The sequence below is a fragment of the Brevundimonas sp. R86498 genome (assembly GCF_044598075.1).
In the GTDB taxonomy this organism is placed as follows: domain Bacteria; phylum Pseudomonadota; class Alphaproteobacteria; order Caulobacterales; family Caulobacteraceae; genus Brevundimonas.
Genome location: NZ_CP139004.1, coordinates 1,417,187 through 1,439,928 on the forward strand (window position 1 = coordinate 1,417,187; position 22,742 = coordinate 1,439,928).

At 67.8% G+C, this 22,742-nt stretch carries 23 protein-coding genes and 1 tRNA gene; 9 read left to right on the forward strand and 15 right to left on the reverse strand.

Annotated features, from left to right (window positions below; all coding sequences use genetic code 11):
* Window positions 1–3: 3 nt before the first annotated feature.
* Together SJY26_RS07035 and rpmB are read right to left on the reverse strand one after the other, a co-directional pair.
* The gene (locus SJY26_RS07035; RefSeq protein WP_396595418.1) at window positions 4–1,752 is read right to left on the reverse strand and encodes a M1 family metallopeptidase; all 1,749 of its coding nucleotides are present in this window, start codon (window positions 1,750–1,752) and stop codon (window positions 4–6) included.
* 115 nt (window positions 1,753–1,867) lie between these two features.
* A complete protein-coding gene (rpmB, locus tag SJY26_RS07040; RefSeq protein WP_396595419.1) occupies window positions 1,868–2,164 on the reverse strand; it encodes a 50S ribosomal protein L28 in 297 nt (98 codons plus the stop codon).
* Window positions 2,165–2,406: 242 nt separating this feature from the next.
* Between rpmB and SJY26_RS07045 the strand changes: the two genes are divergently transcribed.
* Complete coding sequence (locus tag SJY26_RS07045) at window positions 2,407–2,874, forward strand: DUF3617 domain-containing protein (RefSeq protein ID WP_396595420.1); 468 nt, start codon at window positions 2,407–2,409, stop codon at window positions 2,872–2,874.
* Between the two features lie 86 nt (window positions 2,875–2,960).
* Here SJY26_RS07045 and SJY26_RS07050 read toward each other — a convergent pair whose 3' ends face one another.
* Together SJY26_RS07050 and fdxA are read right to left on the reverse strand one after the other, a co-directional pair.
* Entirely contained in the window at window positions 2,961–3,521 is a 561-nt protein-coding gene (locus SJY26_RS07050) for a CarD family transcriptional regulator (RefSeq protein ID WP_396595421.1), read from the reverse strand.
* A 301-nt stretch (window positions 3,522–3,822) separates the two neighbouring features.
* A complete protein-coding gene (gene fdxA, locus SJY26_RS07055; protein ID WP_396595422.1) occupies window positions 3,823–4,164 on the reverse strand; it encodes a ferredoxin FdxA in 342 nt (113 codons plus the stop codon).
* A 198-nt stretch (window positions 4,165–4,362) separates the two neighbouring features.
* Here fdxA and SJY26_RS07060 point away from each other — a divergent pair, with 198 nt between their 5' ends.
* The gene (locus SJY26_RS07060; RefSeq protein ID WP_396595423.1) at window positions 4,363–4,995 is read left to right on the forward strand and encodes a YceI family protein; all 633 of its coding nucleotides are present in this window, start codon (window positions 4,363–4,365) and stop codon (window positions 4,993–4,995) included.
* A gap of 3 nt (window positions 4,996–4,998) precedes the next feature.
* On the opposite strand, the gene SJY26_RS07065 is transcribed toward SJY26_RS07060, so the two are convergent.
* From SJY26_RS07065 to SJY26_RS07080, 4 genes are all read right to left on the reverse strand, one after another.
* Window positions 4,999–5,289 carry an RNA-binding S4 domain-containing protein gene (locus SJY26_RS07065; protein ID WP_396595424.1) on the reverse strand — a complete coding sequence of 97 codons (291 nt, stop codon included), beginning with the start codon at window positions 5,287–5,289 and terminating at the stop codon, window positions 4,999–5,001.
* A complete protein-coding gene (locus tag SJY26_RS07070) occupies window positions 5,286–6,629 on the reverse strand; it encodes an MFS transporter (RefSeq protein ID WP_396595425.1) in 1,344 nt (447 codons plus the stop codon). Before SJY26_RS07070 ends, SJY26_RS07065 begins: the two co-directional genes overlap by 4 nt.
* Window positions 6,629–9,124, reverse strand: coding sequence for a helicase-related protein (locus SJY26_RS07075; RefSeq protein WP_396595426.1), 2,496 nt, complete (start codon window positions 9,122–9,124; stop codon window positions 6,629–6,631). Before SJY26_RS07075 ends, SJY26_RS07070 begins: the two co-directional genes overlap by 1 nt.
* 63 nt (window positions 9,125–9,187) lie before the next feature.
* A complete protein-coding gene (locus tag SJY26_RS07080) occupies window positions 9,188–9,613 on the reverse strand; it encodes an ABA4-like family protein (RefSeq protein WP_396595427.1) in 426 nt (141 codons plus the stop codon).
* A 302-nt stretch (window positions 9,614–9,915) separates the two neighbouring features.
* Between SJY26_RS07080 and SJY26_RS07085 the strand changes: the two genes are divergently transcribed.
* Window positions 9,916–9,992, forward strand: a tRNA-Arg gene (locus SJY26_RS07085).
* 190 nt (window positions 9,993–10,182) lie between these two features.
* Here the strand turns inward: SJY26_RS07085 and SJY26_RS07090 are convergent.
* Window positions 10,183–10,848: a response regulator gene (locus SJY26_RS07090; protein WP_396595428.1), complete on the reverse strand. Its 666-nt coding sequence runs from the start codon at window positions 10,846–10,848 to the stop codon at window positions 10,183–10,185.
* A complete protein-coding gene (locus tag SJY26_RS07095; RefSeq protein ID WP_396595429.1) occupies window positions 10,845–12,794 on the reverse strand; it encodes a sensor histidine kinase in 1,950 nt (649 codons plus the stop codon). The genes SJY26_RS07090 and SJY26_RS07095 overlap by 4 nt, the downstream gene beginning before the upstream one ends.
* 224 nt (window positions 12,795–13,018) lie before the next feature.
* On the opposite strand from SJY26_RS07095, the gene SJY26_RS07100 reads away from it, so the two are divergent.
* Window positions 13,019–13,477, forward strand: a complete 459-nt coding sequence (locus SJY26_RS07100) for a peptidase S1 (protein WP_396595430.1) — start codon at window positions 13,019–13,021, stop codon at window positions 13,475–13,477.
* Between the two features lie 87 nt (window positions 13,478–13,564).
* On the forward strand, window positions 13,565–14,731 hold the full coding sequence (locus SJY26_RS07105; RefSeq protein WP_396595431.1) for a TMEM43 family protein: 1,167 nt from the start codon (window positions 13,565–13,567) through the stop codon (window positions 14,729–14,731).
* 129 nt (window positions 14,732–14,860) lie between these two features.
* Here SJY26_RS07105 and SJY26_RS07110 read toward each other — a convergent pair whose 3' ends face one another.
* Entirely contained in the window at window positions 14,861–15,277 is a 417-nt protein-coding gene (locus SJY26_RS07110) for a DUF983 domain-containing protein (RefSeq protein WP_396595432.1), read from the reverse strand.
* 112 nt (window positions 15,278–15,389) lie between these two features.
* Here SJY26_RS07110 and SJY26_RS07115 point away from each other — a divergent pair, with 112 nt between their 5' ends.
* Entirely contained in the window at window positions 15,390–18,320 is a 2,931-nt protein-coding gene (locus SJY26_RS07115; RefSeq protein WP_396595433.1) for a hypothetical protein, read from the forward strand.
* A gap of 5 nt (window positions 18,321–18,325) precedes the next feature.
* On the opposite strand, the gene SJY26_RS07120 is transcribed toward SJY26_RS07115, so the two are convergent.
* From SJY26_RS07120 to SJY26_RS07130, 3 genes are all read right to left on the reverse strand, one after another.
* The gene (locus SJY26_RS07120) at window positions 18,326–18,604 is read right to left on the reverse strand and encodes an HU family DNA-binding protein (protein WP_396595434.1); all 279 of its coding nucleotides are present in this window, start codon (window positions 18,602–18,604) and stop codon (window positions 18,326–18,328) included.
* Window positions 18,605–18,722: 118 nt separating this feature from the next.
* Window positions 18,723–19,574 carry a flagellar type III secretion system pore protein FliP gene (gene fliP / locus SJY26_RS07125; protein WP_396595435.1) on the reverse strand — a complete coding sequence of 284 codons (852 nt, stop codon included), beginning with the start codon at window positions 19,572–19,574 and terminating at the stop codon, window positions 18,723–18,725.
* Window positions 19,571–19,840, reverse strand: coding sequence for a FliO/MopB family protein (locus SJY26_RS07130; RefSeq protein ID WP_396595436.1), 270 nt, complete (start codon window positions 19,838–19,840; stop codon window positions 19,571–19,573). Before SJY26_RS07130 ends, fliP begins: the two co-directional genes overlap by 4 nt.
* 142 nt (window positions 19,841–19,982) lie before the next feature.
* On the opposite strand from SJY26_RS07130, the gene SJY26_RS07135 reads away from it, so the two are divergent.
* The 3 genes from SJY26_RS07135 to SJY26_RS07145 are packed head-to-tail and all read left to right on the forward strand — an operon-like array spanning window position 19,983 to window position 21,167.
* Window positions 19,983–20,399, forward strand: coding sequence for a flagellar basal body protein (locus tag SJY26_RS07135; RefSeq protein WP_396595437.1), 417 nt, complete (start codon window positions 19,983–19,985; stop codon window positions 20,397–20,399).
* A 20-nt stretch (window positions 20,400–20,419) separates the two neighbouring features.
* Window positions 20,420–20,854: a flagellar basal body rod protein FlgC gene (gene flgC, locus SJY26_RS07140; RefSeq protein WP_396595438.1), complete on the forward strand. Its 435-nt coding sequence runs from the start codon at window positions 20,420–20,422 to the stop codon at window positions 20,852–20,854.
* 10 nt (window positions 20,855–20,864) lie between these two features.
* Window positions 20,865–21,167 carry a flagellar hook-basal body complex protein FliE gene (locus tag SJY26_RS07145; protein WP_396595439.1) on the forward strand — a complete coding sequence of 101 codons (303 nt, stop codon included), beginning with the start codon at window positions 20,865–20,867 and terminating at the stop codon, window positions 21,165–21,167.
* Window positions 21,168–21,171: 4 nt separating this feature from the next.
* On the opposite strand, the gene SJY26_RS07150 is transcribed toward SJY26_RS07145, so the two are convergent.
* Window positions 21,172–22,686, reverse strand: coding sequence for a putative 2OG-Fe(II) oxygenase (locus SJY26_RS07150; protein ID WP_396595440.1), 1,515 nt, complete (start codon window positions 22,684–22,686; stop codon window positions 21,172–21,174).
* Window positions 22,687–22,742: the final 56 nt, after the last annotated feature.

The following is a 22,742-nucleotide window of genomic DNA, read 5'->3' on the forward strand; positions in this document are numbered from 1 at the left end:
GGTTCAGTTGGCGGAGCGGGCCGCACGTTCTGCTGCCAGCCTTTGGCGCTCTGCGCGATTGTAGGTCTGCAGAGCGTCGATGACGTCGAGTTGGCGCAGAAGCTTGTTGTCCGGATCGATCAGGAGGATGGCCCCGGACGGCACCGTCACCTCTGCACGGTTTCCGCGCATGGCCACCCGCTGAATCTGGCCGTCAACCTCGACCTCGACGGGCATCGGGAAGTTGCCGTCATTCGCCGTCCGCCAGACAAGCGTCAGACGATCACCCGCCTGGGTGTGCTCCAGTACTGGCAGGGCTGCCTGGTACAGATAGGCGTCGAAGAACCAGTCATGGTTCTGGCCGGTCACCTGATTGACGAGATCGTTCATCTCGCGCGTCGACCCCAGCCGGGGCGCGAAGTTGCCGGGGCGCGGATCGGGGCGTCCATAGACCAGCCGACGGATCACCTCATAGAAGGCGTCGTCCCCGATGGTCATCCGAAGGGTGTGGGCGATCAGCGAGCCCTTGGAATAGATGTCACCACCTGGACCCTCGCTCCCGCCATAGACCTGGTTCACGGTCCGGTCGGTGCCGGACACCACCGGGAAGGCGTTGACGAGACCCTCGCGCTGCGACTTCAGCTCGGCCTGCATATAACGTTCGCCATGCAGGAACCGCGCGTAAAGCGGCTGCATGTAGCTGCCCAGGCCCTCATGCAGCCACATCTCGTCGGCGTTGCGGTTGGTCAGCTGATTGGCGAACCATTCGTGGGCGAACTCGTGCTGGAGAAGGCTGTCGTACCCGCGCGCCTCCACCTTGTAGCCGTTGCCATAGGCGTTGATCGTCTGGTGCTCCATGCCGAGATAGGGGGTCTCGACCACGCCCATCTTCTCGTTGCCGAAAGGATAGGGGCCGATGGTCGATTCAAAGAAGTCGAGCATGGGCGCGAATTCCGCGAACAGCCGGGCCACCTTGGCCGGGTCGTCGGACCGGAGATGCCAGTAGTGCATCGGAATCGTATTGCCGAACCGGCTCTGATACGGCGCGGTGACCTCTTCGTAGGGCCCGACATTGATCATCGCCGCATAGATGTTGGGCCGGGCGATGCTCCAGCTCCAGGTCCGCGTCCCGTCCGCATTCTCGGTCATGCCGCGGAAGACCCCGGGCCCCGGCGCGGAGACATTGGCCGGAGTCGTGATGTGCATGTCCAGCCGACCAGGCTCGGCATTGGAGTTGTCGATACAGGGCCAGACCAGATCGCACCCGTTCAGCTGGACGGCGGAGCCGACCCAGGGTTCGCCGGTGGGGGCGGTCGCCCAGACAAAGCCGCCGTTCCATGGCGCCCGGGGAGCGACGCGCGGTCGACCCGCATAGGCAATGGTCAGGCTGGGGGTATCGCCCGCAGCCAGACCCGCCGGGACCTCGACCGTCAGACGGCCTTCCGGGTTGGACCAGAGATCAGCCGGCACGACGGCACCGTCCAGCCGGATTTCAGAGATCGCAAACAGGGTGTCCAGTTCGACAGCCAGCCGCTGGATGGGGGCGAGGACCGTGAAGTCCAGTATGGCGACACCGCCGATGGACTTGTCCTCGGGCAGGACCCGGATCGACAGGTCAGCCTTGTCGAACCGCACCGCCTCCTGCTCGGGGGTCCGGGGCAGGTCGGTCTGAAGGGTGAAGGCCGTGGGCTCTCGTGCCGGAGTGTCCTGGGCGTTGGCCTGCGCGGCGAACAGGACCGCCACGGCGGACGCGGTGCATAGCAATCGGATCATGGTGGCCCCCGGAATAGAGCCCTCAGACTACGGTTCAGGGGCTTCGGGGCAAGCGGCCAAGAAAAAAAGGCCGGTGTTTCCACCGGCCTTTTTCAAATCTGAGATCCCGTCGGGATCAGGCGGCGGCTTGCTCGGCAAGCTTGGCCTTGATCTGACGCTTGATGCGCTGTGCAGTGACCGACAGCTGCTCGTCCTTGGCCTTGACGATGAACGGATCGAGACCGCCCTTGAAGTCCAGGGTGCGCAGCGCGGCATTGGAGATGCGCAGGCTGAACGACTGGCCCAGAGCCTCGGAGGCCAGCTTGACCTTCTTCAGCGAAGGCAGGAAGCGCCGCTTGGTCTTGATGTTCGAGTGGCTGACCGAATGGCCGACCATCGGGCCGATCCCGGTAAGTTCGCAACGACGCGACATCGTCTGATCCTTGAGGTGGCACCCGAACGCTCCATTCCGAAGAAAACAGCGTGGCGGGCGCATGAAACAATGGCGCGCGAGGGTGGACCCCCGCGCGAGAGGGGGCCGTATAGAGGAAGCGGTCACTTCCCGTCAAGGGTTCTGGGCCTCGAGTTCCAGGCAGGCCCGCATCCGTTCATGCGTCGTTCAATCGCCGCGTTTGTATGGTTAGGATCGGGGACTCGCCCCGGGGATAAACACAGATGATCCTGTCTTCCGTTCTGATACGCACGCTGACCGTCGCTGCGCCCGCCTTGGCCGGGGCGATCGTGCTGGCAGCCCCATCCTCGCCTTCCCAGGCGCAGGCGGCGGCTTCAGAGGTCCTGCCCGGATACTGGGAGTACACCACCAGTGCCGTGGGGATCCGTGACACCGAGCAGAAGTGTGTTCGGCCCAGCGAGATCAACCGGTTCTTCGGCGGTTTGTCGACCCGTCGCTGGCAGTGTGTCTATCCGACCCGGGAGGTCGGCAATGGCAACGCGCGGTTTGAAGGAACCTGTACCGATCACAAGGGCCGTAGGGTGAATGTGCGGCTGCAGGGTACCTATCAGGCCGAAAGTTTCCGATTCACCGGCGGGGCTCAACTGGCCCGCGGCACGCCCTATCTGCCCGCCAGCATCACAGCCCGACGGCTGGCCGAGGTCTGCCCTGCGGGAGCCGAGTATTTCTGACCCCGTCGGGTCCAGGGATGTACGGCGGACAAGCAAAATGGGCCCGGCAGCAATGCCGGGCCCATTGAACGTTTTTTGGCCGGCGATCAGGCCGCTTCGGCCTCGTCGTCAGCCTCGGCGGCTTCAGCGGCGGCGATGACTGCCTTCTTGGCGCTCAGCGACTTGGACAGCAGCTGGACAGCGGCGTCCTTGTCGATGCGGTTGGCGGCGGCGACTTCGCGTGCCATCCGGTCGAGCGCGGACTCATACAGCTGACGCTCCGAATAAGACTGCTCCGGCTGCGAGTCAGCCCGGTGCAGGTCGCGAACGACTTCGGCGATGGAGACGAGGTCGCCGGAGTTGATCTTGGCTTCGTACTCTTGAGCGCGACGGCTCCACATCGTGCGTTTGATTCGGGCCCGGCCCTTCAGCGTCGTCAGGGCCTTGGTCACCACGTCATCGGCGGCGAGGGAGCGTAGACCGGCCGTCTTCGCTTTCTTGGTCGGAACACGGAGGGTCATCTTCTCGTGGTCGAAGGTCACGACATAGACCTCCAGCGACATGCCCGCGACTTCCTGGGTCTCGACGGCAGCGACCTTGCCGACGCCGTGCGCCGGATAGACGACAGCGTCGCCAACCTTGAATTCCAGACCGCTCTTGTTCGTCATGTCATTCCTTTCCCGGACGCAGCGGAGGGGTCATCGAACACGCCACTGACAATTGCGTCGCCGACCGGCGAAAGGCGCACCGGTCGAAAACCCTGATCATCAGTCGCGGGAACGGATCACTCTACCTCTGGCCGACCCTGCCTTCATGGACAGGGTTCTGTCGCAAACGCGGGCGGCGCGCATGAAACGCTCTCCGCCCGACCCAATGTGAAGGAACCTATCACAAAACGAGGCAATTTCAAAACGTCGCGCGCAGAAGCAACGACCCGGAGGGTTGTTCAGGCCCTGAACTGCCGCGGGATCAGGAGCCCTTGCCCGGCTCGGGGCTGAAGTACTTCTCGAACTTGCCCGTCTCACGCTCGTACTGCTCGCGGTCTGCGGGCGGCGTCCCCTTGACCGTGATATTGGGCCACGCCCGGGCATACTGGGCATTGATCTGCAGCCATTTGCCGTCGGGTTCGTCCTCGGTGTCCGGCTTGATGGCGTCGACGGGGCATTCGGGTTCGCAGACGCCGCAGTCGATGCATTCGTCGGGGGCGATGGCGAGGAAGTTCTCGCCCTCATAGAAGCAGTCGACGGGGCAGACCTCCACGCAGTCCATGAACTTACATTTCACGCAGGCGTCGGTGACGATGTAGGTCATGGGCAGGAAAATCGGCGTTCTGGAAGAGTGGGCGAAACACCCTCTCGGGCGTTTCGGACATGCAGGCGCGCCTCGCCCCTGTCAACACGCGCGGCGGGGCCGGATCGACGCATAAACCTTGTCCCTGCCGATAGCGTTCCTATTTGCATCAGTGCTGATTACAGTTAGTGCTGTTTTTCCATTTCAGGAGTTTGACCCATGCTGAACCGTCGCCTGCTCGTTCGATCCACCGTCGCCGGGGCCCTGGCCTTGGGACTCGTCGGGGGTGGGGCCGTCGTCGCCCAGTCCGCCCTGACCCAGAACCCCGCCGAAGTCCGCGCCGGCACCTATGCGCTGGATTCCGGCCACGGCAAGATCACGTGGTCGGTCAATCACCTCGGCTTCTCGACCTACTACGGCCAGTTCGTGAACGTGAAGGCCGACCTGACCCTCGACCCTGCCAACCCTTCGGCCAGCACCCTGACCGCCACCATCCCCCTGACCGACGTCGCCCCCAATGACGACCGGCTGAAGGCCCACCTGCAGACCGCCGACTTCTTCGACACGGCCAACCATCCGACGGCCACCTTCGTGTCGCGCTCGGTGACCGTGGATGCGGACGACGCCAATGAGGCCACGGTGGTCGGTGACCTGACCCTGCGCGGCGTGACCCGTCCGGTGACGATCGAGGTCGAGTTCAACCAGGCCGGAACGGCCATGGGTAGCTACAAGGCGGGCTTCGACGGCGAGGCCACGATCAAGCGTTCCGAGTTCGGCATCAACTACGCACTGCCGGCCGTGTCGGACGAGGTTGAACTGCACATCGAGGGCGAGTTCAATATCGTCGAATAGGGCCTATTCGGCCTCGTCCCCGATCGGGACGTAGAGGGCGCGGGCCTCCGCCGGAGGGCCGCGCCGCTCGCCCAGGGCCTCGACCCGCACGACCGCGATCCGGCCGTCGCGGGCGAAGACGATTTCGTCCCCCGGGTGGACGACCCGGCTGGGCTTGTCCAGCCGGGTCTGCCGCCCCTGATGCGTCAGCCGCACCGCGCCGCGCTCGACAAGGGCGGCGGCCAGCGACCGGGTTTTGGCGAACCGCGCCCGCCACAGCCAGACATCTATGCGGACGGACTCGACCGGTGTCATGCGGGGGCGTCCGCCTCCGGCGTCGGCTTCGCATAGGCGGCCGAGAGCCTGCGATAGGCGCGGGAGTTGAAGGCGAGGACGGTGACGATCAGTCCGATCAGGCCCGCCACTGTGAAGACGAGGGCCATGCCCCGGGCCGGCCCCCGCCCGAACCAGTCGCCGATGAGGTCCGCCCCTGCGCCGTCTGTCATGAAGGGGATCACGATGAACTGGGCCAGGGGGCTGATCAGGAAGGCGGTCAGGGGGGAGGCAGCCTGTTCGACCGACTGGGCAAAGCCGAAGACCCGCCCCTGACGCTCGAAGGGCACGACCTTCTGAAGCGTCGTCTGCTCCGCCGCCTCGGCGAAAGGACCGACGAACATCCAGATGAAGCAGCCTGCCGCCAGAAGCAGGATGGAGGGCTGGATTGTGAAGACGGCCGCTGTCGACCAGGCCACCAGATTGACGATCATCAGGGTCCGCAGCGGACTGCCGCCGAGGCCGATGCGCGATATCAGGATGCCCGAAAGGATGAAGGCGATCGAGACGCTGCCCCAGAGCAGGCCCCACTGCTGGACCTCCATCATCGACAGGCCGTAGGCGTCCATCAGCGCCATGAAGACCCCGCCGAGGAAGTTGTTGAAGGTGGCGAACAGGATCAGGGCGAACAGGCCGGGCACCGCCCCGATGACCCGGATGGTTCCCTTCAGGTCGACGCGGCTGGGCGACCTCGAGCCGTCGGCCTCGACAGCCGGGGCGGGCTCGGGAATTTGAACCACGACCAGATGCAGGAAGACCATCGTGGTGAGCCCGAGCGCAACCCCGAGGGTCGCGACCATCCCGCCCCAGGCCACCAGAAATCCCGAGATGACCGACGTCGTCAGGAACCCGATCCCGGTCACCATGCCGACCAGGCCGTTGGCCCGGTCGCGGCGGTCCTCGGGCACCAGGACGGTCACGAGAGTGGGCAGGGCGATGGCGCGGATGTTGCCGGCGATGACGCCCAGCATGATCAGGCCGATGAACATCCACAGCGCCGGTCCGGACACCGAGCGCAGCGTGGCATCGGGCGTCAGGGCCAGCAGGGCCAGGGCCGCCGCATAGAAGCCGGCCGAGACGACGCTGGACCCCAGCATGACCCGCTTCTTGCGATGATGGTCGACGAGGCTGCCGAACCAGAAGGCCAGCCCTGCCGTCAGGACCAGATAGAGACCCGCGATCATGCCGGTGGCGAACACCGACCGGGTCTCCAGAAATACCCAGAAGGTCAGGGCGAACCAGACGGTGAAGTTGGTGATATTGGCCACCAGATTGTTGGCCAGCAGATGATGAAACGGGCGTATTCCGGCGGCGGACCCCATCAGGCGGATTTGGCCACGGTCTTGCGCGGTCGCTTGCGCGCGCGCCGCTCCGGAGCTGGAGCCGGCACCTGCGTCAGTTCGGCCAGTCGGGCGAAGGGCGAATCCCGCACGACGGCGGGGGCTGCGCCCTCGCGGTCCGGCATCTGGGCCCGGACCACCTTCAGCGCGGCCCAGATCACCCTGGCGTCCTCGCCGCTCCAGCCCAACGTCGTCAGCGCCTCATCGGACAGCCGGCCCTTGCCTTCCCGCCTCAGATCGGCGGCCCGTTCCAGGCACTCGACCGGCACCGCCCGGCTGCCCGCCGCTCGCACACCGAAGGCGGCCAGCGCCCGCATCGACGGCACCAGCAGCGGCAGCGGCGTCAGCCCCTCGGCCCGGGCCCGGAACGGCTCGCTCGCCGTGAAGGCCTGGGCGAGCGCCCGCGCCCGGGGCTTCAGTACGCCCGGCAGCCAGACCGAATGGGTGCCGACCCGGATGGCGAAGGTCTTGATCGTGCGCCGCTCGACCTGGCTGAGGGCGGCGAGATCCCGCTCGACGTCGCGCCGGTCGATGACGCCACCGGCCTCCAGAAGCCGGAAGGCGATGCCGCGCGGCAGGCCCTTCAGCGCCCCACTCTCGATCGCGCCTTTCAGCCGACGGAGATCACGCAGCGCCCGCCCGGCCTCGGCCGCCAGCCAGGCCTCGATCCGGCGCTGGGCCCGGTCCCGCGCGGCCGCCGGGCCCAGATCCCCAATCAATCGGACCCGGGGGCTGAAGGGATCGGTGTTGACGATCTTCGCCGCCAGCGCGCCGGACCAGAGCACCTCGCCGTCCGGGGTTATGGAGAAGGCCTCGTCCGCATCACCGGCCAGTTTCCCGAGCCGCCGCGCGATCTCGGGCCCGACCGCGCGCAGGGCCGCCGTCTTCAGCGTCCGGTCGGCGAGGGCCGAGCCGCCGGAAGCAACCGCGAACCGCACCCCTTCCAGATGACCGACCGCCTCACCGTCGACGGTGACCACGCCGTCCGGTGCGACCTCGGCCATGGTCTCGGCATGGTCGTGCAGGGAGCGCATCAGGGCGGTGGTCTTGCGGTCCACGAACCGCGCCGTCAGTCGTTCGTGCAGCACATCCGACAGCCGGTCCTCCAGCGCCCTGGCCCGCTCGCGCCAGGCCTTGTTGCCGTCCAGCCAGTCCGGCCGGTTGGCGATATAGGACAGGGTCCGCACCCCGGCCAGCCGCGCCGACAGCTGGTCAATCTGGCCGTCGTCGCGATCGACCTCGGCGAAACGCGGCGCGAACCAGTCGTCGGTCAGCCGCCCCCGCTTGCCCGTCAGGGCCTGGAACACCTCGCGGGACAGACGGGCGTGCTCGTCCAGCGTCGTCTTCTGGAAGTCCGGCAGCTGGCAGGCCTCCCACAGCCGCATGATGGTACCGCGCGACCGCCCGATGCGCTTGACCTCGTCATCCTGCAGGGCGCGGCGCAGCAGGGTTTCGTCCAGCGCCTGTCCGGTCAGCTTCAGCCCCGGAACACCGGGTGTCTGGACCAGCGAGCGCAGCAGGTCGGGCAGGGTGTCGAAATCCAGCCGGGCGTTCCTCCATTCGATGGCCTGGACGGGATCGAACCGGTGCTCGACCACCTGTTCGACCAGGTCCTCGTCCAGCTCCTCGGCCTCGCCCGTGACCCCGAAGGTGCCGTCGCGGATGTGGCGGCCGGCCCGGCCGGCGATCTGGGCGATCTCGTGGGCGTGGAGCCAGCGGGTGCGGCGGCCGTCGAACTTGCGCATGCCGGCGAAGGCGACATGGTCGACGTCCATATTCAGCCCCATGCCGATGGCGTCGGTGGCGACCAGGAAGTCGACCTCGCCCGACTGGAACAGGGCCACCTGGGCGTTGCGGGTCCGGGGGCTGAGCGAACCCATGACCACCGCCGCCCCGCCACGCTGGCGCCGGATCAGCTCGGCGATGGTGTAGACCTGCTCGGTCGAGAAGGCGACGATGGCGCTGCGGCGAGGCAGGCGGGTCAGCTTCTTCGATCCCGCATAGGTCAGTTGCGACAGCCGCTCGCGGGTGACGATCTCCACATCGGGGATCAGCCGCCGCATCAGGGGGGCCATGGTGGCGGCCCCCAGAAACATGGTCTCGAACCGGCCCCGGGCGTGCAGCAGCCGGCTGGTGAAGACATGGCCGCGCTCGGGGTCGGCGGCCAGCTGGATCTCGTCGATGGCCAGGAACTCGACCTCCCGCTCCAGCGGCATGGCCTCGACGGTGCAGACCCAGTAGTGGGGTCGGGGCGGGATGATCTTCTCCTCGCCGGTGATCAGGGCCACGGCATTGGCCCCGCGCATTCGCACGATCCGCTCATAGATCTCGCGCGCCAGCAGCCGCAGCGGCAGGCCGATCATGCCCGAGGCGTGACCCAGCATCCGCTCGACCGCCAGATGGGTCTTGCCGGTGTTGGTCGGCCCCAGCACCGCGACGACGCGGGACGGGGCCTGGCCTGAGGCGCGGTCGCTCATGATGGGTACAAGGTGGCGATTCCCCGGAAGTTCCTCAAGGCGTTCCGCCTCAGCGGCGCGCGATCAGGCGCGGGGGCGGGAGAGGGTGGCCCTGAGGCCCAGATAGAGCAGCATGCCGACCGGCCCGGCCATGAGGGTGAGGAACAGTACCGGCACCATGGCCCAGTGGGGCACGCCCCGCTTGCCCGCGTCCTCGATGGCCCAGCTGCCGACCCACAGGTCGAAGGCCAGATAGTGGACCCAGCCGACCAGAACCGCTTCGGGCCGACTGAAGCCTTCGGTCAGGCCGGCGAGGGTGGTCAGGTCGCCGCTGAACCCGCCGCTGGTCAGGGTCCGGACCAGGAGGGCGGTGTAGGTCACCGCCAGAACCCCGGCCACGGCGCGTGCCGCGGTTACGACCAGATCACGCCGCAGCGGAGCGAGGGCGAGGATGACCCAGCCAAGCAGGGCGACGGCATTGGCGAAGCTGAAGAGGGTTTCGAGGGTCATGACCGGCTCCGTGCCGGAGCAGCTTAACAGGCCGGACCGGGGCGGCGGAACAGGGGCGAAACGAATCAGGACCGAATCGGTGACTCGGCCCGGTTCGGGGTCTGTTCACCCCAAGATATTGTATCATAACGGCGATTAACCACAATCCGGACCCGAGGCTCGGCGACAGGGTCGGAGAGGCGACGTCGGGTCGGTCGTCAGGGTTGTCCGTGGCCCGGAATCGTCGCGCGAGCGGTCAAAAATCACCGCGCTGCCTGCAGAGACTTCCCCGCCGCGCCGTCAGCCGCTAGGTCAGCGTCCGTGACCCCGTAGCTCAGCCGGATAGAGCAAGGCTTTCCTAAAGCAGAGGTCGGGGGTTCGAGTCCCTCCGGGGTCGCCACCATTGACTTATTCGTCAATGAAATCAGCTCGATAAGGGCGAGCTGTCTAACCGGTTAGACAGCCTTTGTTCTGGTCTCGACCGGCTCAAGGGTGTCGAAGGCGTCGTCTGACAGGCCGACCTGGTTCGCCTCGGCCGTGTAGCGGGCGACTTCGTGCAGCGACGTGTGGGCCGGAACGGCAGGGCGGGATCAGACCTGCAGATCGCCGCGTCTCATGGCGGCATAGACGGCCTCGCCGCGCGAGTTGACCTCCAGCTTTCGATAGATGGCCTTCACATGGTTGCCGACGGTGAGCGGCGAGATGCCCAGGGACCGCGCGGCCTCCTTGTAGCTCTGGCCGCGCGCGAAGACCTTGAGCAGCTCGATCTCCCGGGGGGTCAGATGTTCCAGCCCGGGTTCGCTCCTGATGACCGGGTCGGGCTCACGCTGGCGCAGGCGGTCGAGCAGATAGACGGCCGCGGCCGCGCTGATGGGCGCGCCCCCCATCAGGGTGACGTGGATCCCGTGCAGGATGACGTCGGGCGAGCTGTCCTTCAGCAGATAGCCGTCGGCCCCGGCGCTGAGCGCGGTCACGACGGTGTCCCGATCACCGAAGGCCGTCACGACCAAAGTCTTGCATCTCGACCCGGCCTTCAGCTCGGGGATGAAGTCCAGACCGCTGCCGTCGGGCAGGCCGATGTCGGACAGGACAAGGTCCGGGTCGAGCGGGATCATCGCGCGGGCCTCGGCGAGGGTGCCGGCGGTAGCGCAGATCTCAAGCGTCGGCGAGGCCGAGATGATGTCAACGAAATGCGCCATCACGTGGGGGTCATCTTCCACAATGGCGATGCGGCGGGGTGGATCGGCTTCGATCATGGGGCCTTCCGGAGCAGCCGCAGGATCAGCACGACATGGGTGCCGGTCCCGGCGTCCTGGATCTCGACCGTCGCTCCGACGAGCGCGGCGCGGCTCTGCATGTTGCGCAGGCCATGGCCCGACGGCCCCCGGGCGGCCAGTCCCCGGCCGTTGTCACTGACCGTCAGGCGCACGGTATCGTCCTCCGCGCCCGGGGCGACGACGATCTCGATGCGGTCGCCGCCGGAGTGTTTCAGGGCGTTGGTCACCGCCTCCTGCAGGATACGGAACACCTGCAGCACGACGCGTGGGGGATAGTCGGGCAGGCGGGTATCGAGCAGGCTGTTCCAGACCAGAACGAACCCGGCCGCCTCGATGCGGGGACGCACGCGGTCCTGGAACGTCGTCAGGGCAGAGGCCAGGCTCTCGCCGACCGAGTCCATGGAATCGATCATCAGCCGCATCTCGTCGATGACCGCCTGCAGCCCCTCGGCCACGGCCGCGGGCTCGGCCTTGCCCCGCCGCGCCGCCAGCAACAGGCTCATCAGCTGGCTGCCCAGACCGTCGTGCATGTCGCGCATGATGCGCCGGCGTTCGTCGTCGTGGGCCTGGCTGCGGACCAGTTCGCGCTCGCGTGCATGGGCGATGTCCAGCTCGGCCTCACGGACGGCGAGCCTGTCCGCCAGCAGGGCATTGAGGCTGACCGCAGAGCGAAACAGGGTGAAATTGCGCTGGAGGAAGGCGGCCACGAGCGCCAGCAACAGGATCGGCGTGGAATCGACCAGAAACCCTCCCGGGGTCAGTCCGAAATGCTCCCCGATCGCGTCCAGCACCACGCAGGTGGCGCAGATGGTGAGCAGGGCCGCTTCCAGCCGCCGGGGCTCGGCCGTCGTGGCGAAATGCCAGATCAGCCGGACCACCACCGTCGCGCCGAGCGCGACCGACAACCAGACCCAGGCCAGGGCCGGGGCGTCATAGCCCCCGGGCATGGGGCGGGTCCAAAGCCAGACCGCACAGAAGGTCACAAACGCCGCAAAGACCCCGATCAGGACCATCTGGAACCGGGGCCAGGGCCGCTCCGTCCAGGCGTCGATCAGGCCCGCGAGGCTGACGGCGGTCAGGGCATTGACCACGAAGAACAGCCACAATCGCATCAGGCCGCCGAACGGTGGATCAAGCACCAGCCCATAGAGGGCATAGGCCGTCCAGGCCCCGCTGAGCAGGGCCAGCCAGAGGGCAAAGCGGCCCCGTGACGAACGAAATGCCAGTAGCAGGGCGAACAGGCCGATGATGGCCGTGGTCAGGGCCGACAGCTGGCGATAGTCGATGTACCGCCACAGCCGCACCTCTGCCCATTGGGCCACCTGGGTCCAGGGACCCAGGAGCGGCGGCACCAGATCGGTATAGGGCATCCCCTGCCGTACGGTGATGAACAGCAGTTCGTTGCCTCCGACCTTCAGCAAACCCGCCGGGATGCGCTCGACCACCGGCCGCTGTCCCTCGAAGGCCTGGTCAGGGAAAGCCATCTCGCCGCGGGCGAAAACGGTCGAGCCGTTGACCTGAATGATGAAGTTGTCGACCTGCTGGTAGGCGGCGAGACCCAGGCCGTCTGCGGGCACCGTCGCCAGATCAAAACGCAGCTTCAGCGCCAGATAGACCGGCTCGCAGCATTCGGTGTGGGGCAGTTCGACCGGCTGATACTGCGCCTGCGCCGCAGCGATGGCCGTTGGCTTGGGCAGTCCGGCCAGTGTTGTTTCGGTAAAGGCGATGCGATCAAGCTCGGCGGGGGCCGGCTTGGGCCACAGCGGCGAGGCGTAGACGCCCCAGAAGGCCGCCTGCACAAGGGCGATCACCACCAGAAAGCCGGTCAGGTCGCGCAGACGCGGCGACAGGTCGGGCGCAATGGCCGAGAGTCTTCGGTCCAGCCATGTCACAGGCTGCCCGGTCGGCGCAGGTCTGTCCGTCATCCGCCCCCCGGCGATCCAGTGTGAGCCGCCGCCCGCCGTCAGATCTTCTGTCCAGCCGCAGGGTCGCCGCGATGTCGAGCGGCTACCACCACCATATCCATGGTGGTGTCGGGGCGGCAAGCGAATGGTCAAGCTGGGAAGCGTCAGGACAGGCCGGCCACAGGGCGACGGGCGCCCGACAGCCATTCAGGGCGCACGGTGCCCCAACAGGAAAGACCACCACCATGAAACGGGTCGCCACGGCAACCGCTCTCGCCTTCGCCTGCCTCGCCGGCTCTGCCGCCGCCCAGGACGCAAGCCTTACCGCCAGCTATGGCGAGATTCGTCTGAGCGCCGGGTTCACGCCCGATCCCTACACCGTCGACGTCCAGGCGGGCGGAAGCATCAACGGGGGCAATCTGCCCGGGTCGTGCACGGGCAATATCGCCGCTGCTCCGGATTTCGAGGTGACCTATACGGCCCAGTCTTTCCCGCTGGTGTTCCGGACCATGTCCAGTGCGGACACCACGCTGATCATCAACGGTCCTGATGGCCGGTGGTATTGCGACGACGACAGCTATGGCGACGGGGATGCAGAAGTCACGTTCAACCGGCCCCAGAGCGGCACCTATGACGTCTGGGTGGGCACGTTCGGTTCCGGCAGCACGGCTCCGGCCCGCCTGCTGATCACCGAAACCCCCTGACCAACCCACCAGGACCCGGATCGCCGTCGCCGCACCTGCGGCGGCGGCCTTTCGGCCTGTTTCCACCACGCAGGATCACTCTCTCTCATGTCACCTGACCAGATCACCCGGACGACCCATCGGTCGTGGTTTCAGCGTATCGGCTCCGCCTTCACAGGTGTGCTCACCGGACTCGTCCTCATGGCCCTCGGTATCGCCGTTCTGGGCTGGAACGAGGCCCGTTCGATCGCGCAGATGCGCGGCCTCAGCGAGGGCGCACGCATGGTCGTTCTGGCCCCTCTGGCCCGGATAGATCCAGCAAATGAAGGGCGGCTGATTCATCTCTCGGGCTTGTTGAGCGTCGAGGGGCGGCGCACCGACGCCCTGAGTGGCGTCAGCGCCGAGGGGGTCAGCCTCAAACGGTCGGTCGAGCTGTATCAGTGGAGCGAGACCCGCAGGAGCGAGACGCGGACGAAGCTGGGCGGTGGCGAGGAGACGGTTACGACCTACAGCTATGCGCGCGAATGGTCGTCCACGCCGGAGGACTCAACGCAGTTCCACACGCCCCGGGGACATGAGAACCCGGCCCCGCTGCTGGCGGACACCGTAGTGTCCGCTGAAGAGGGTCAGATTGGTGCCTATCGCGCGGACCGGCGGCTGCTCGACGCCTTCCAGCCGTCCATCCCGGTCGTGGTGAACCCGGAGAATGCCCGGACCCTGTCCACGGCCCTGTCCCGCCCGGTCCGGGTCGAGAGCGACGCGCTCTATGTCGGGCTGGACCCGGCTCGCCCTGCGGTGGGCGATCTCCGCATCCGCTATACGGCGGTGCCGGCCGGGTCCGTCAGCGTCGTGGCGGCCCAGAGCGGCGGCGCGCTGGCACCATTTACCACCAGCAGCGGCGCAGAGATCTTCCTCGTGACGCCGGGCACGGCGACCGCGCAGGAGATGCTTGAGCAGGCCCGGGACGGCAACCAGCTCCTCACCTGGGGCCTGCGTCTGGGCGGTGTGGTCGGCCTGATCGTCGCCTTCGGCCTGATCCTCGCACCCTTGCCGACCCTGGCCGACGTCCTGCCACCGCTGGGTGCGGTCGTCCGCTTCGGTACGGGAACACTGGCCGCGATCGGGGGGGTGGCGGTCGGCATGGTGGTGATCGCCCTTGCCTGGTTCGCGGTGCGCCCCGTGTTCTCCCTGCTGAGCCTGGCCGCCATCGGGCTGGTCGTTGCGGCGGTCATCTGGCTCAGGCGCCCCGCCAGGACCGCGGCCCGAGCCGGCTGAGGCCGGGGTCTGGCAGCGTCAGTGGGCCAAACCCTGAACCGAGGTCACTCTCCGAAAAGAATGTCCTGAACCAGAGGGCAGATGATTGAGCATCCACGTGCCCTCCCCTCTGGAGGGGAGGGCCATCGCTCATTTCCACTTCGACCCGTCGCCGTGGCCGCCGATGCTCTCCCATTCCGGCGGGGCGGCCTTGTGGACGAACTGCTCGGACACCAGCCAGCCCTTGAACGGCCGCAGCACCAGCAGGCAGGCCCCCGCGATCAGCGGGAAGGTGAATGCGAAATGGACCCAGATGGGGGGGCGGACCGTGAACTCGAAGGCCATAAAGGCCATCATCCCCAGGACGCCGATGGCGCTCATGGCGAAGAAGGCCGGGCCATCCGCCGGGTCGGCGAAGCTGTAGTCGAGCCCGCAGGCGGGGCAGGCCTCGCGGATGGTGAGATAACCCTTCAGCAGCGGGCCTTCGCCACAGCGGGGACAACGGCAGCGCAGGCCGGTCGACAGGGTCGACAGCCGGGGCCAGGCGGTGGGTTCGGGGGGGATCATGGGGGCTCCTGACGGGGCCTGATGTCGGCCTTTGCGATCAACGCATCAAGGGGCGACCCGGTCACACCCCGTTAACTGCGCCGAAAGGGCGATCGGGCCAGACTACGCGCGCATGGCCCGCGCGCGCTCCAGGACCGCAATCGGACGAACCACGGTGGCGCTGGGCGCTGCCGGGACGATCGCGTTCGCCCCGATCGCCGGAGCCGTTGCCCCAGTTCTGGCCCAGGAGGCCGAGGCCGCCCTGGATCCCGTTACCATCCGGGTGGGGGCCAATGACGGCTTCACCCGCATCGAATTCGCCGGGATCGTCGGAGCCCGTTCGCGCATCCGCCGCGACGGCCGGGCGGTGGTGGTCCGCATCGGCTCGACCGCCGCCCCGGATGTGTCGCGGCTGAAGGTCGACCCGCCGCCGGGTGTCGCGAAGGTCGAGACGCGGGCCGTCACCGACGCGACCGAACTGATCCTGACCCTGGCCGACGGGGCCGACGCCCGTTCGGGGACCGCCGATGGGGCGGTGTGGTTGAACCTCTACCCGGCGGGGGAGACGCCACCCGTCCTGGCCGCCGCGCCCGGCGCGGCCGTTCCTGCCGGCGGGGCCGTGCCCGTGACAGCGACCAAGGCGGCCGACCGGGTCAGTCTCAGCTTCGGCTGGGCGGCCCCGGTGGGGGCTGCGATCTTCCGTCGCGGCGATGCCGTCTGGATCGTGTTCGACACCGCGGCCCGGATGAACATGGCGGCCGCGCGCGACCTGGGCCCGGCCACGGATGCCCGCTGGGCGGTCGGACCCGACTATACGGCCATGCGGATCGCGGCCCCGGCGGAGCTCCCGGTATCGGCCTCGGCGGAGGGAGCCGAATGGACAGTGACGATCGGTGGCCCGTCGTCAGCAGGGTCCGGCATCGTCGTCGATCGCGACGATCGCGCCGAGACCACCCTGGTGGCGAAGATGGCCGGCGCCACGCGCACAGTTTGGCTGACCGACCCCATGGTCGGCGACCGGTTCGCGGCAGTGACCGCCCTGGCCCCCGGCAAGGCCTTCGCCGACCGGCGCCGCAGCGTCGATCTGACGCTTCTGCCGACGGCGCACGGGCTGGCGGTCGAGACCCCGACAGACGATTTGATGATCCGGGCCGAGGGCGATCTGGTGACGCTGTCGCGTCCGAAGGGCCTGATCCTGTCGCCGCCTTCCATGGCGCTGGAGGCGGCCGAGCCCGCCGGGCTCGAGGGCCCGCGCAAGGCGGAGTTTCCGGCCCAGATCCTGCCCGAATGGGCCCATACGGGCGAGGAGGGTTTCCTAGCCCGGCACCGCAAGCTGCAGGACGCGGCGGCACTGGAGTCGATCGCCGCTTCGGACAATCCGCGCAGTCCCATCGAGGCCCGTCTGGCCTTGATCCGTTTCCTGGTCGGGTCCGGGCTTGGGTTCGAGGCGATCGGGGTGGTCAATGCCATGATCGCCCAGACGCCGTCCCTGCAGGGGGAACCGGAGCTGCGGGGTCTGCGCGGGGCGGCCCGGGCGTCGATCGGGCGGCTCGAGGACGCGGCGCTGGACTTCTCGGCCGGTTCTCTGGCCGGCGATCCCTCGACCCGGGTCTGGCAGGGCTGGCTGGCGACCGAACAGGGCGACTGGGCGGGGGCGCGCCAGGCCTTCGCTGCAGGGGCCGCGGCCATTGATGACTTTCCGCCGGAGTGGCGTGCCCGGTTCGGGGCCGCCCACGCCATGGCGGCGCTGGAGACCGGCGATCTGAATGCCGCGCGCGCCCTGCTGGCCTACAGTTTCTCGCAGGATGCCCCAGCGGCGGACCAACTTACGGCCCGGCTGGTGCAGGCCCGGCTATTCGAGCTGGAGGGGGCGACCGACCGCGCCCTGGCGGTCTACAAGGCCGTCGGCCGCGCGCCCCTGGACGGGATCGCCACCCCGGCCAAACTGGGCGTCATCCGCATCGAACTGGCCCGGGGCACGCTGAAACCTGTCGATGCCGCTGCCCAGCTGGAGCAGCTGAAGTGGCGCTGGAGGGGGGATGCGACCGAGCTGTCGGTCATCCGCACCCTGGGCGGGCTTTATACGTCGCAGGGACGCTATCGCGAGGCGCTGGACACGCTGCGCGGGGCCGGCAAGCGGATGGGCGACCTGCCCGGCGCCGTCGAACTGCAAAACGACCAGTCGAGCGCCTTCCGGGCCCTGTTCCTCGACGGGGCGGCCGACGGGCTTCAGCCGGTCCAGGCGCTGGCGCTGTTCTATGACTTCCGCGATCTGACGCCGGTCGGGGCCGACGGCGACGAGATGGTGCGGCGACTGGCGCGGAGGCTGGTCGATGTGGATTTGCTGGATCAGGCCGCCGAGCTGCTGAAATATCAGGTGGACAACCGGCTGGAGGGCGTGGCCAAGGCCCAGGTGGCGACGACCCTCGCGACGGTGCTGCTGATGGACCGCCAGCCCGAGCCTGCGCTGCAGGCGCTCTGGGGTTCGCGGACGACGCTTCTGCCGTCAGCGCTGAATGCTGAACGGCGGGCGCTGGAGGCGCGGGCGCTGATGGAACTGGGCCGGTTTGACCATGCGCTGGAGACCCTGGGCGAGGACCGGTCGCCCGAGGCCCAGCAGGTGCGGGCGGAAATTCTGTGGAAACAGCAGGACTGGGCCGCTGCAGCGACGCTCTATGAGGCACGACTGGGAGACCGGTTCAGGGATACGTCGGCGGCTCTCACTGTGGATGAGGAGAGCCGGGTGATCCGCGCCGGGGTCGGTTATTCGCTGGCACGCGACACGGCGGCCCTGACCCGACTGTCGCGCAACTACGAACCGTTCAAGGCGGGAGCCCGCTCGGGGGCTGCGCTGCGGATCGCGCTGGATGGTCTGAATGGAATGGAAGGGGCGGCGAGCGCCCAGGACTTCGCCGGCCTGACGGCCAGTGCTGACACCTTTACCGGCTGGGTCACCCAGATGAAGACCCAGCTGAGAGAACAAACGGGCGGGAATCGCGCTGACGCGACGCCCGCCCGTCCCGTGCCGCCAGCCGCCGCGACCAGCGCGGCCGGCCAGGGCTGACCGACCTATTTGTTGACGGCGTCCTTGAGCGGCTTGGACACGCGGAAGCGCACGGCCTTGGAGGCGGCGATCTTGATGGTCGCGCCCGTCGCGGGGTTACGGCCTTCGCGCGCGGCGCGCGCAGCGGTGTCGAACACACCCAGGTTGGAGATCCGCACATCACCGCCGTCGATCAGCGACGAATGGATGTTCTTGACGATGGCTTCCAGCACGCGGCCAGCGTCGGCCTGGCTGACACCGGCGTCCTTGGCAACGGCGGCGATGAGTTCAGCTTGAGTGGTCATAATGGGTCGTTTCCCGAAAAGCTCGCCCCGATTCCCGGGGCGACGACGGGAGGATGAACACGCCTTTTGGGGGGCTTGGCAAGCGACTTCGACGCGCAAAGCCTTTGAGGGTGGGGATTCAGCCTGTTCCGGACGCCTGGCGGAAGCTCTCGACAAGGCTTCCGGCCACCAGTCTCCAGCCGTCGACCAGCACGAAAAAGATGAGCTTGAACGGCAGGGAAATCACGACCGGGGGCAGCATCATCATACCCATGGACATGAGCACGCTGGCAACCACCAGATCGATGACAAGAAACGGAACAAAAAGGAGAAATCCGATCGTGAAGGCCTTCTTCAGTTCGCTGATCATGAAGCTGGGAATGACCACGCGAAGGGGCAGTTCCGCTGCCGTGGCCGGGGCCTCCAGTCGGCTGAGACGGGTGAACAGGGCGAGGTCTCCCTGATCCACCTGGGCCAGCATGAAGGTCTTCACCGGCTCGGAGGCCAGATCGAACGCCTGGGGCAGTTCCATCTGCTGATCCATCAACGGCCGGATGCCCGAATCATAGGCGTCCTGCCAGGTCGGAGCCATGACGATGGCACTGAGGAACAGGGCCAACGACACCAGAACGGCGTTCGGCGGCGACTGCTGCATGCCCAGGGCCGTGCGCAAAAGGCTCAGCACCACGATGATCCTGACGAAGCTGGTCGTCATGATGACGATGGAAGGGGCCAGGGACAGCACCGTCATGAGGCCCACCAGCTGGACCACCCGTTCGGTCAGCCCTGCGCCGGTGCCCAGATCGACATTGATCGCCGCCCCGCTGCCTGCCGCAGCCGCGGCATCCTGGGCCAGCGCCGCCAGCGGCCACGCAAGGCAGAGGAGGGTCGTCAGGAGGGAGAGTTTCAGCGCGCGGACAAATTCGGCGCGGGTCGGTCTGACAAGAATTTTCGGGAGCGGCCGGCGGCCAGCCACGCCACGGCCGGTCATTTGCCGACTCCCCGCGGCTCGATCAGTTCACGCCCCTCGCCCAGCAGGATCAGCCGTTCCTCGTCATCGACCCGAACCAGCACCAGTCGCCGCGCCGGATCCAGCACCAGGGTTTCGACCACCTGGAGCCGTCGCTCGCCGCGCTCGGCATTCAGCCTGGCCATGATCTGCGGCGCATAGCGACGCGCGGCCCAGGCGGCGAGACCGATCAGTCCGAGGGTGAAGGCCAGGCCGAAGATGGCGCGGGCGAGATCGAGGAAGTTCATTCTGAAAGGCCCTCGGAAAGACCACGCGATCTTTAACCATCGTGGTTAACGCCCCGTTTAGATAACCGATGGTTAACCATACAGGCGGCATTTTCTGCCTCGTACCGGTCCGCACAGGCCTGATTTTCCAAGGACGATCCGAATGGGCGTCGCCAACCTGCCGCTGCTGAGCCAGATCAAGGGCCGACTGACCTGGCTGGACGAGCGCCAGCGCGTGGTGGCCCAGAACGTCGCCAATGCGGACACGCCCGGGTATGTCGCGCGGGACCTGAAGGCCCCGACCGATTTCGCGGCGGCGCTGCGCGACGGCGGCGGTCTGCAGATGCGCCAGACCACGCGTGGGCACATGCCGATTGGCGGGCCCAACGGGACGCCGGTCGCCCGGTTCACCTCCCAGGCCTCGCCGGATTCCGAGACCACCCTCGACGGCAATGCGGTGGTGGTCGAGGAGCAGATGCTGAAGATGGCCGAGAGCCGCATGGCCTATGACGCCGCCATTGGCCTCTACACCAAGTCGATGGCCCTGCTGCGCCTGGCCGCGAAGTCACCGGGCCGGTGACGATCATGGGAGCGCTCTAGATGCCCGATCCAATCGACGGCCGGGGAGGCACCCAGCGCAATCGCGCCATGGCAGTGGCGGCCTCGGCTCTCACGGCCCAACAGTCGCGCATGCGGATCATCGCCGAGAATATCGCCAATGCGGAATCGACGGCCCGGACGCCCGGCGGCAACCCCTACCGTCGCCAGATCCCGGTGTTTGAGGCCCGTGGTATTGATGGAGCCACGGGCGTGTCCCTTGCCGAGGTGCGGCCGGACCAGAGCGACTTCCGCCGCGAATATGACCCGACCCATCCGGCCGCCGACCCTGACGGCTACGTGCTCCGGCCCAATGTCGACACCCTGATCGAGGCGATGGACATGCGCGAGGCCCAGCGGGCCTATGAGGCCAATCTGAACGTCATCGAGACGGCGCGGTCGATGGAAAGCCGCACCCTCGACATCCTCAAACGATAGGGACTAGCCGATGAATCCGTTGATGGCGGCCCGGGCCTATGCGGCCACCCAGGGCACGGGCGGGGCGACGGCCGGGGCCGCGGTGGCCGCCGGCGGGCCCGAGTTCTCGCAATTGGTCCAGGATGTCATGAGCAACATGACGCAACAGACCCGGGCGGCCGAAAGTCAGATGATCCAGACCGTTCAGGGCCAGGGGTCGATGATCGATGTGGTCACCGCCGTCTCCAGCGCCGAGGCTTCCCTGGAGACCGTCATCGCGGTGCGCGACCAGGTGATTTCCGCCTACCAGGAAATCATGCGGATGCCGATCTAGGGTCTCACCGGGGGCGAACGTCGAAGGCGATCGTCATCCGCGTGCCCGGGCCCGAAAAGGGCTCCGTCCCGTGCCACATCCATGAGGGGAACAGCACCACGCGGCCCGGGCGGGGTTCGACCCAGTGTTCCGCGGGCAGCTCCAGCCCCACGCCCAGCCGGGTCGCGCCGAACCTCAGCCAGCCGGCGCGGGGGGCGCTCGCATCCGGGGCCGGGACGACGACGTGCAGGGCCGAGGAGACCCAGCCTTTGGGATGGACGTGATCCGTATGCCGCCCGCCCTCCCGCAGCCGGATCGACCAGGCTCCGCTCATCTCCCAGCCGTCCGGGGTACAGCGACGGCTCATGGGATCAGACCGGCCCCCCATGGCCCGCACATAGGCACCGATCGGGTCATCAAGGGCGCTGAACACCGCGTCCAGTACCGGATCCCGTGCCCATCTGGGATCGATCGGTGCCTGCGCTCCCGCCCGGACGGACTGGTCGAAGGGATGCGTCCGGAACGCGTGCAGTTGCTCCAGCCGCCGCCCCGCCTCGGCCATCCACGACCCCCGATCAACCAACGCGTCCGGGCCCGGCAGGTCATAGCCCTGCACCAGCGAGGCATAGTCGCCCGGGGTCAGGGCACGCGGATCACTGACAAGTCGCCAGGCGGTATAGCGCAGGGCGATGGCGTACTGGTCGTAGGGCGTGTCCTCGATCTGGGCGTCGAGCAGGGGCAGGGCCTCCATGACCCTGCCACACGCCATGAGGGCAGTAGCGAGCGCCAGTCTTGCCTCGGGGGCTCGAGGGGCCGCCTCTGTTGCCGATCGCGCGTGGGCCAGGGCCAGGACTGGGTCCAACCCGCCCGCTGCCCTTGCCGCTGCAAGGTGGAGCAGGGGACCGCTCCCGGGCGTGAGGCGCGGTGCCAGCCAGTCGTACGACGCCCGTTCGCCGGCCATGTCCAGCAGGGCCGCAGCGCCCCGCGCCATCAGGGCCTCGTGCAGGTCGACGGGCAGGGCGGCTGGATCGAACAGAGCCATTGCCGCGTCCGGATCCGCGGTCCGCATCCAGATCAACTGGGCCAGATCCCGTCGCGCTTCCAGCTGTGCAGGCCGGATGCGCAGGGACTCGCGATAGGCCGTCTCGGCGTCTGCGAGTTGCCCAAGGCCCTGAAGCGCCCGGCCGAGGACCAGCCAGGTCTCCGGAGCCCGTCCGCCCTTGTCGACGGCGCGTCGTGCTGCGGCAGCGGCCTTGTGGACGTCACCCAGGTCCCCGAGCGCCGCCGCCAGATTGTGTTCGGCCACCGCGCTTGCCGGTTGGGCCCGGACGACCCGTTCCAGCGGCGGTATCGCGTCGGCATGCCGGCCCAGACCCCGCAGGGCGCTGGCGTACAGGCGAAGGGCTTCGGTGGGGGCGTCCGGCGCGTCCGCAACGGTCTCCATCTGCATCACGGCCAGGTCGGGCCGGCCGTTCGCGAGACAGGCCTTCGTCGTGGCCAGGCGCGCCGCCCAGCCGGGGTCGGGGGGGTCGGTGAACATCGGTCGATTGAACACGGGTGGTGTTCCGGGGAAAACCACCAATCGACGCCGCCCAT

What these genes read in the sequence shown, in the direction of transcription:
- SJY26_RS07045 (WP_396595420.1), top strand. Translation starts at nt 2,407, where the DNA reads ATGATCCTGTCTTCCGTTCTGATACGCACGCTGACCGTCGCTGCGCCC.
- SJY26_RS07135 (WP_396595437.1), top strand. Translation starts at nt 19,983, where the DNA reads ATGGGCGTCGCCAACCTGCCGCTGCTGAGCCAGATCAAGGGCCGACTG.
- SJY26_RS07145 (WP_396595439.1), top strand. Translation starts at nt 20,865, where the DNA reads ATGAATCCGTTGATGGCGGCCCGGGCCTATGCGGCCACCCAGGGCACG.
- SJY26_RS07115 (WP_396595433.1), top strand. Translation starts at nt 15,390, where the DNA reads ATGGCCCGCGCGCGCTCCAGGACCGCAATCGGACGAACCACGGTGGCG.
- SJY26_RS07065 (WP_396595424.1), bottom strand. Translation starts at nt 5,289, where the DNA reads ATGACACCGGTCGAGTCCGTCCGCATAGATGTCTGGCTGTGGCGGGCG.
- SJY26_RS07120 (WP_396595434.1), bottom strand. Translation starts at nt 18,604, where the DNA reads ATGACCACTCAAGCTGAACTCATCGCCGCCGTTGCCAAGGACGCCGGT.
- SJY26_RS07095 (WP_396595429.1), bottom strand. Translation starts at nt 12,794, where the DNA reads ATGACGGACAGACCTGCGCCGACCGGGCAGCCTGTGACATGGCTGGAC.
- SJY26_RS07130 (WP_396595436.1), bottom strand. Translation starts at nt 19,840, where the DNA reads ATGAACTTCCTCGATCTCGCCCGCGCCATCTTCGGCCTGGCCTTCACC.
- SJY26_RS07070 (WP_396595425.1), bottom strand. Translation starts at nt 6,629, where the DNA reads ATGGGGTCCGCCGCCGGAATACGCCCGTTTCATCATCTGCTGGCCAAC.
- SJY26_RS07035 (WP_396595418.1), bottom strand. Translation starts at nt 1,752, where the DNA reads ATGATCCGATTGCTATGCACCGCGTCCGCCGTGGCGGTCCTGTTCGCC.
- SJY26_RS07090 (WP_396595428.1), bottom strand. Translation starts at nt 10,848, where the DNA reads ATGATCGAAGCCGATCCACCCCGCCGCATCGCCATTGTGGAAGATGAC.
- fliP (WP_396595435.1), bottom strand. Translation starts at nt 19,574, where the DNA reads ATGACCGGCCGTGGCGTGGCTGGCCGCCGGCCGCTCCCGAAAATTCTT.
- SJY26_RS07075 (WP_396595426.1), bottom strand. Translation starts at nt 9,124, where the DNA reads ATGAGCGACCGCGCCTCAGGCCAGGCCCCGTCCCGCGTCGTCGCGGTG.
- SJY26_RS07050 (WP_396595421.1), bottom strand. Translation starts at nt 3,521, where the DNA reads ATGACGAACAAGAGCGGTCTGGAATTCAAGGTTGGCGACGCTGTCGTC.
- rpmB (WP_396595419.1), bottom strand. Translation starts at nt 2,164, where the DNA reads ATGTCGCGTCGTTGCGAACTTACCGGGATCGGCCCGATGGTCGGCCAT.
- fdxA (WP_396595422.1), bottom strand. Translation starts at nt 4,164, where the DNA reads ATGACCTACATCGTCACCGACGCCTGCGTGAAATGTAAGTTCATGGAC.
- SJY26_RS07060 (WP_396595423.1), top strand. Translation starts at nt 4,363, where the DNA reads ATGCTGAACCGTCGCCTGCTCGTTCGATCCACCGTCGCCGGGGCCCTG.
- SJY26_RS07100 (WP_396595430.1), top strand. Translation starts at nt 13,019, where the DNA reads ATGAAACGGGTCGCCACGGCAACCGCTCTCGCCTTCGCCTGCCTCGCC.
- flgC (WP_396595438.1), top strand. Translation starts at nt 20,420, where the DNA reads ATGCCCGATCCAATCGACGGCCGGGGAGGCACCCAGCGCAATCGCGCC.
- SJY26_RS07105 (WP_396595431.1), top strand. Translation starts at nt 13,565, where the DNA reads ATGTCACCTGACCAGATCACCCGGACGACCCATCGGTCGTGGTTTCAG.
- SJY26_RS07110 (WP_396595432.1), bottom strand. Translation starts at nt 15,277, where the DNA reads ATGATCCCCCCCGAACCCACCGCCTGGCCCCGGCTGTCGACCCTGTCG.
- SJY26_RS07080 (WP_396595427.1), bottom strand. Translation starts at nt 9,613, where the DNA reads ATGACCCTCGAAACCCTCTTCAGCTTCGCCAATGCCGTCGCCCTGCTT.
- SJY26_RS07150 (WP_396595440.1), bottom strand. Translation starts at nt 22,686, where the DNA reads ATGTTCACCGACCCCCCCGACCCCGGCTGGGCGGCGCGCCTGGCCACG.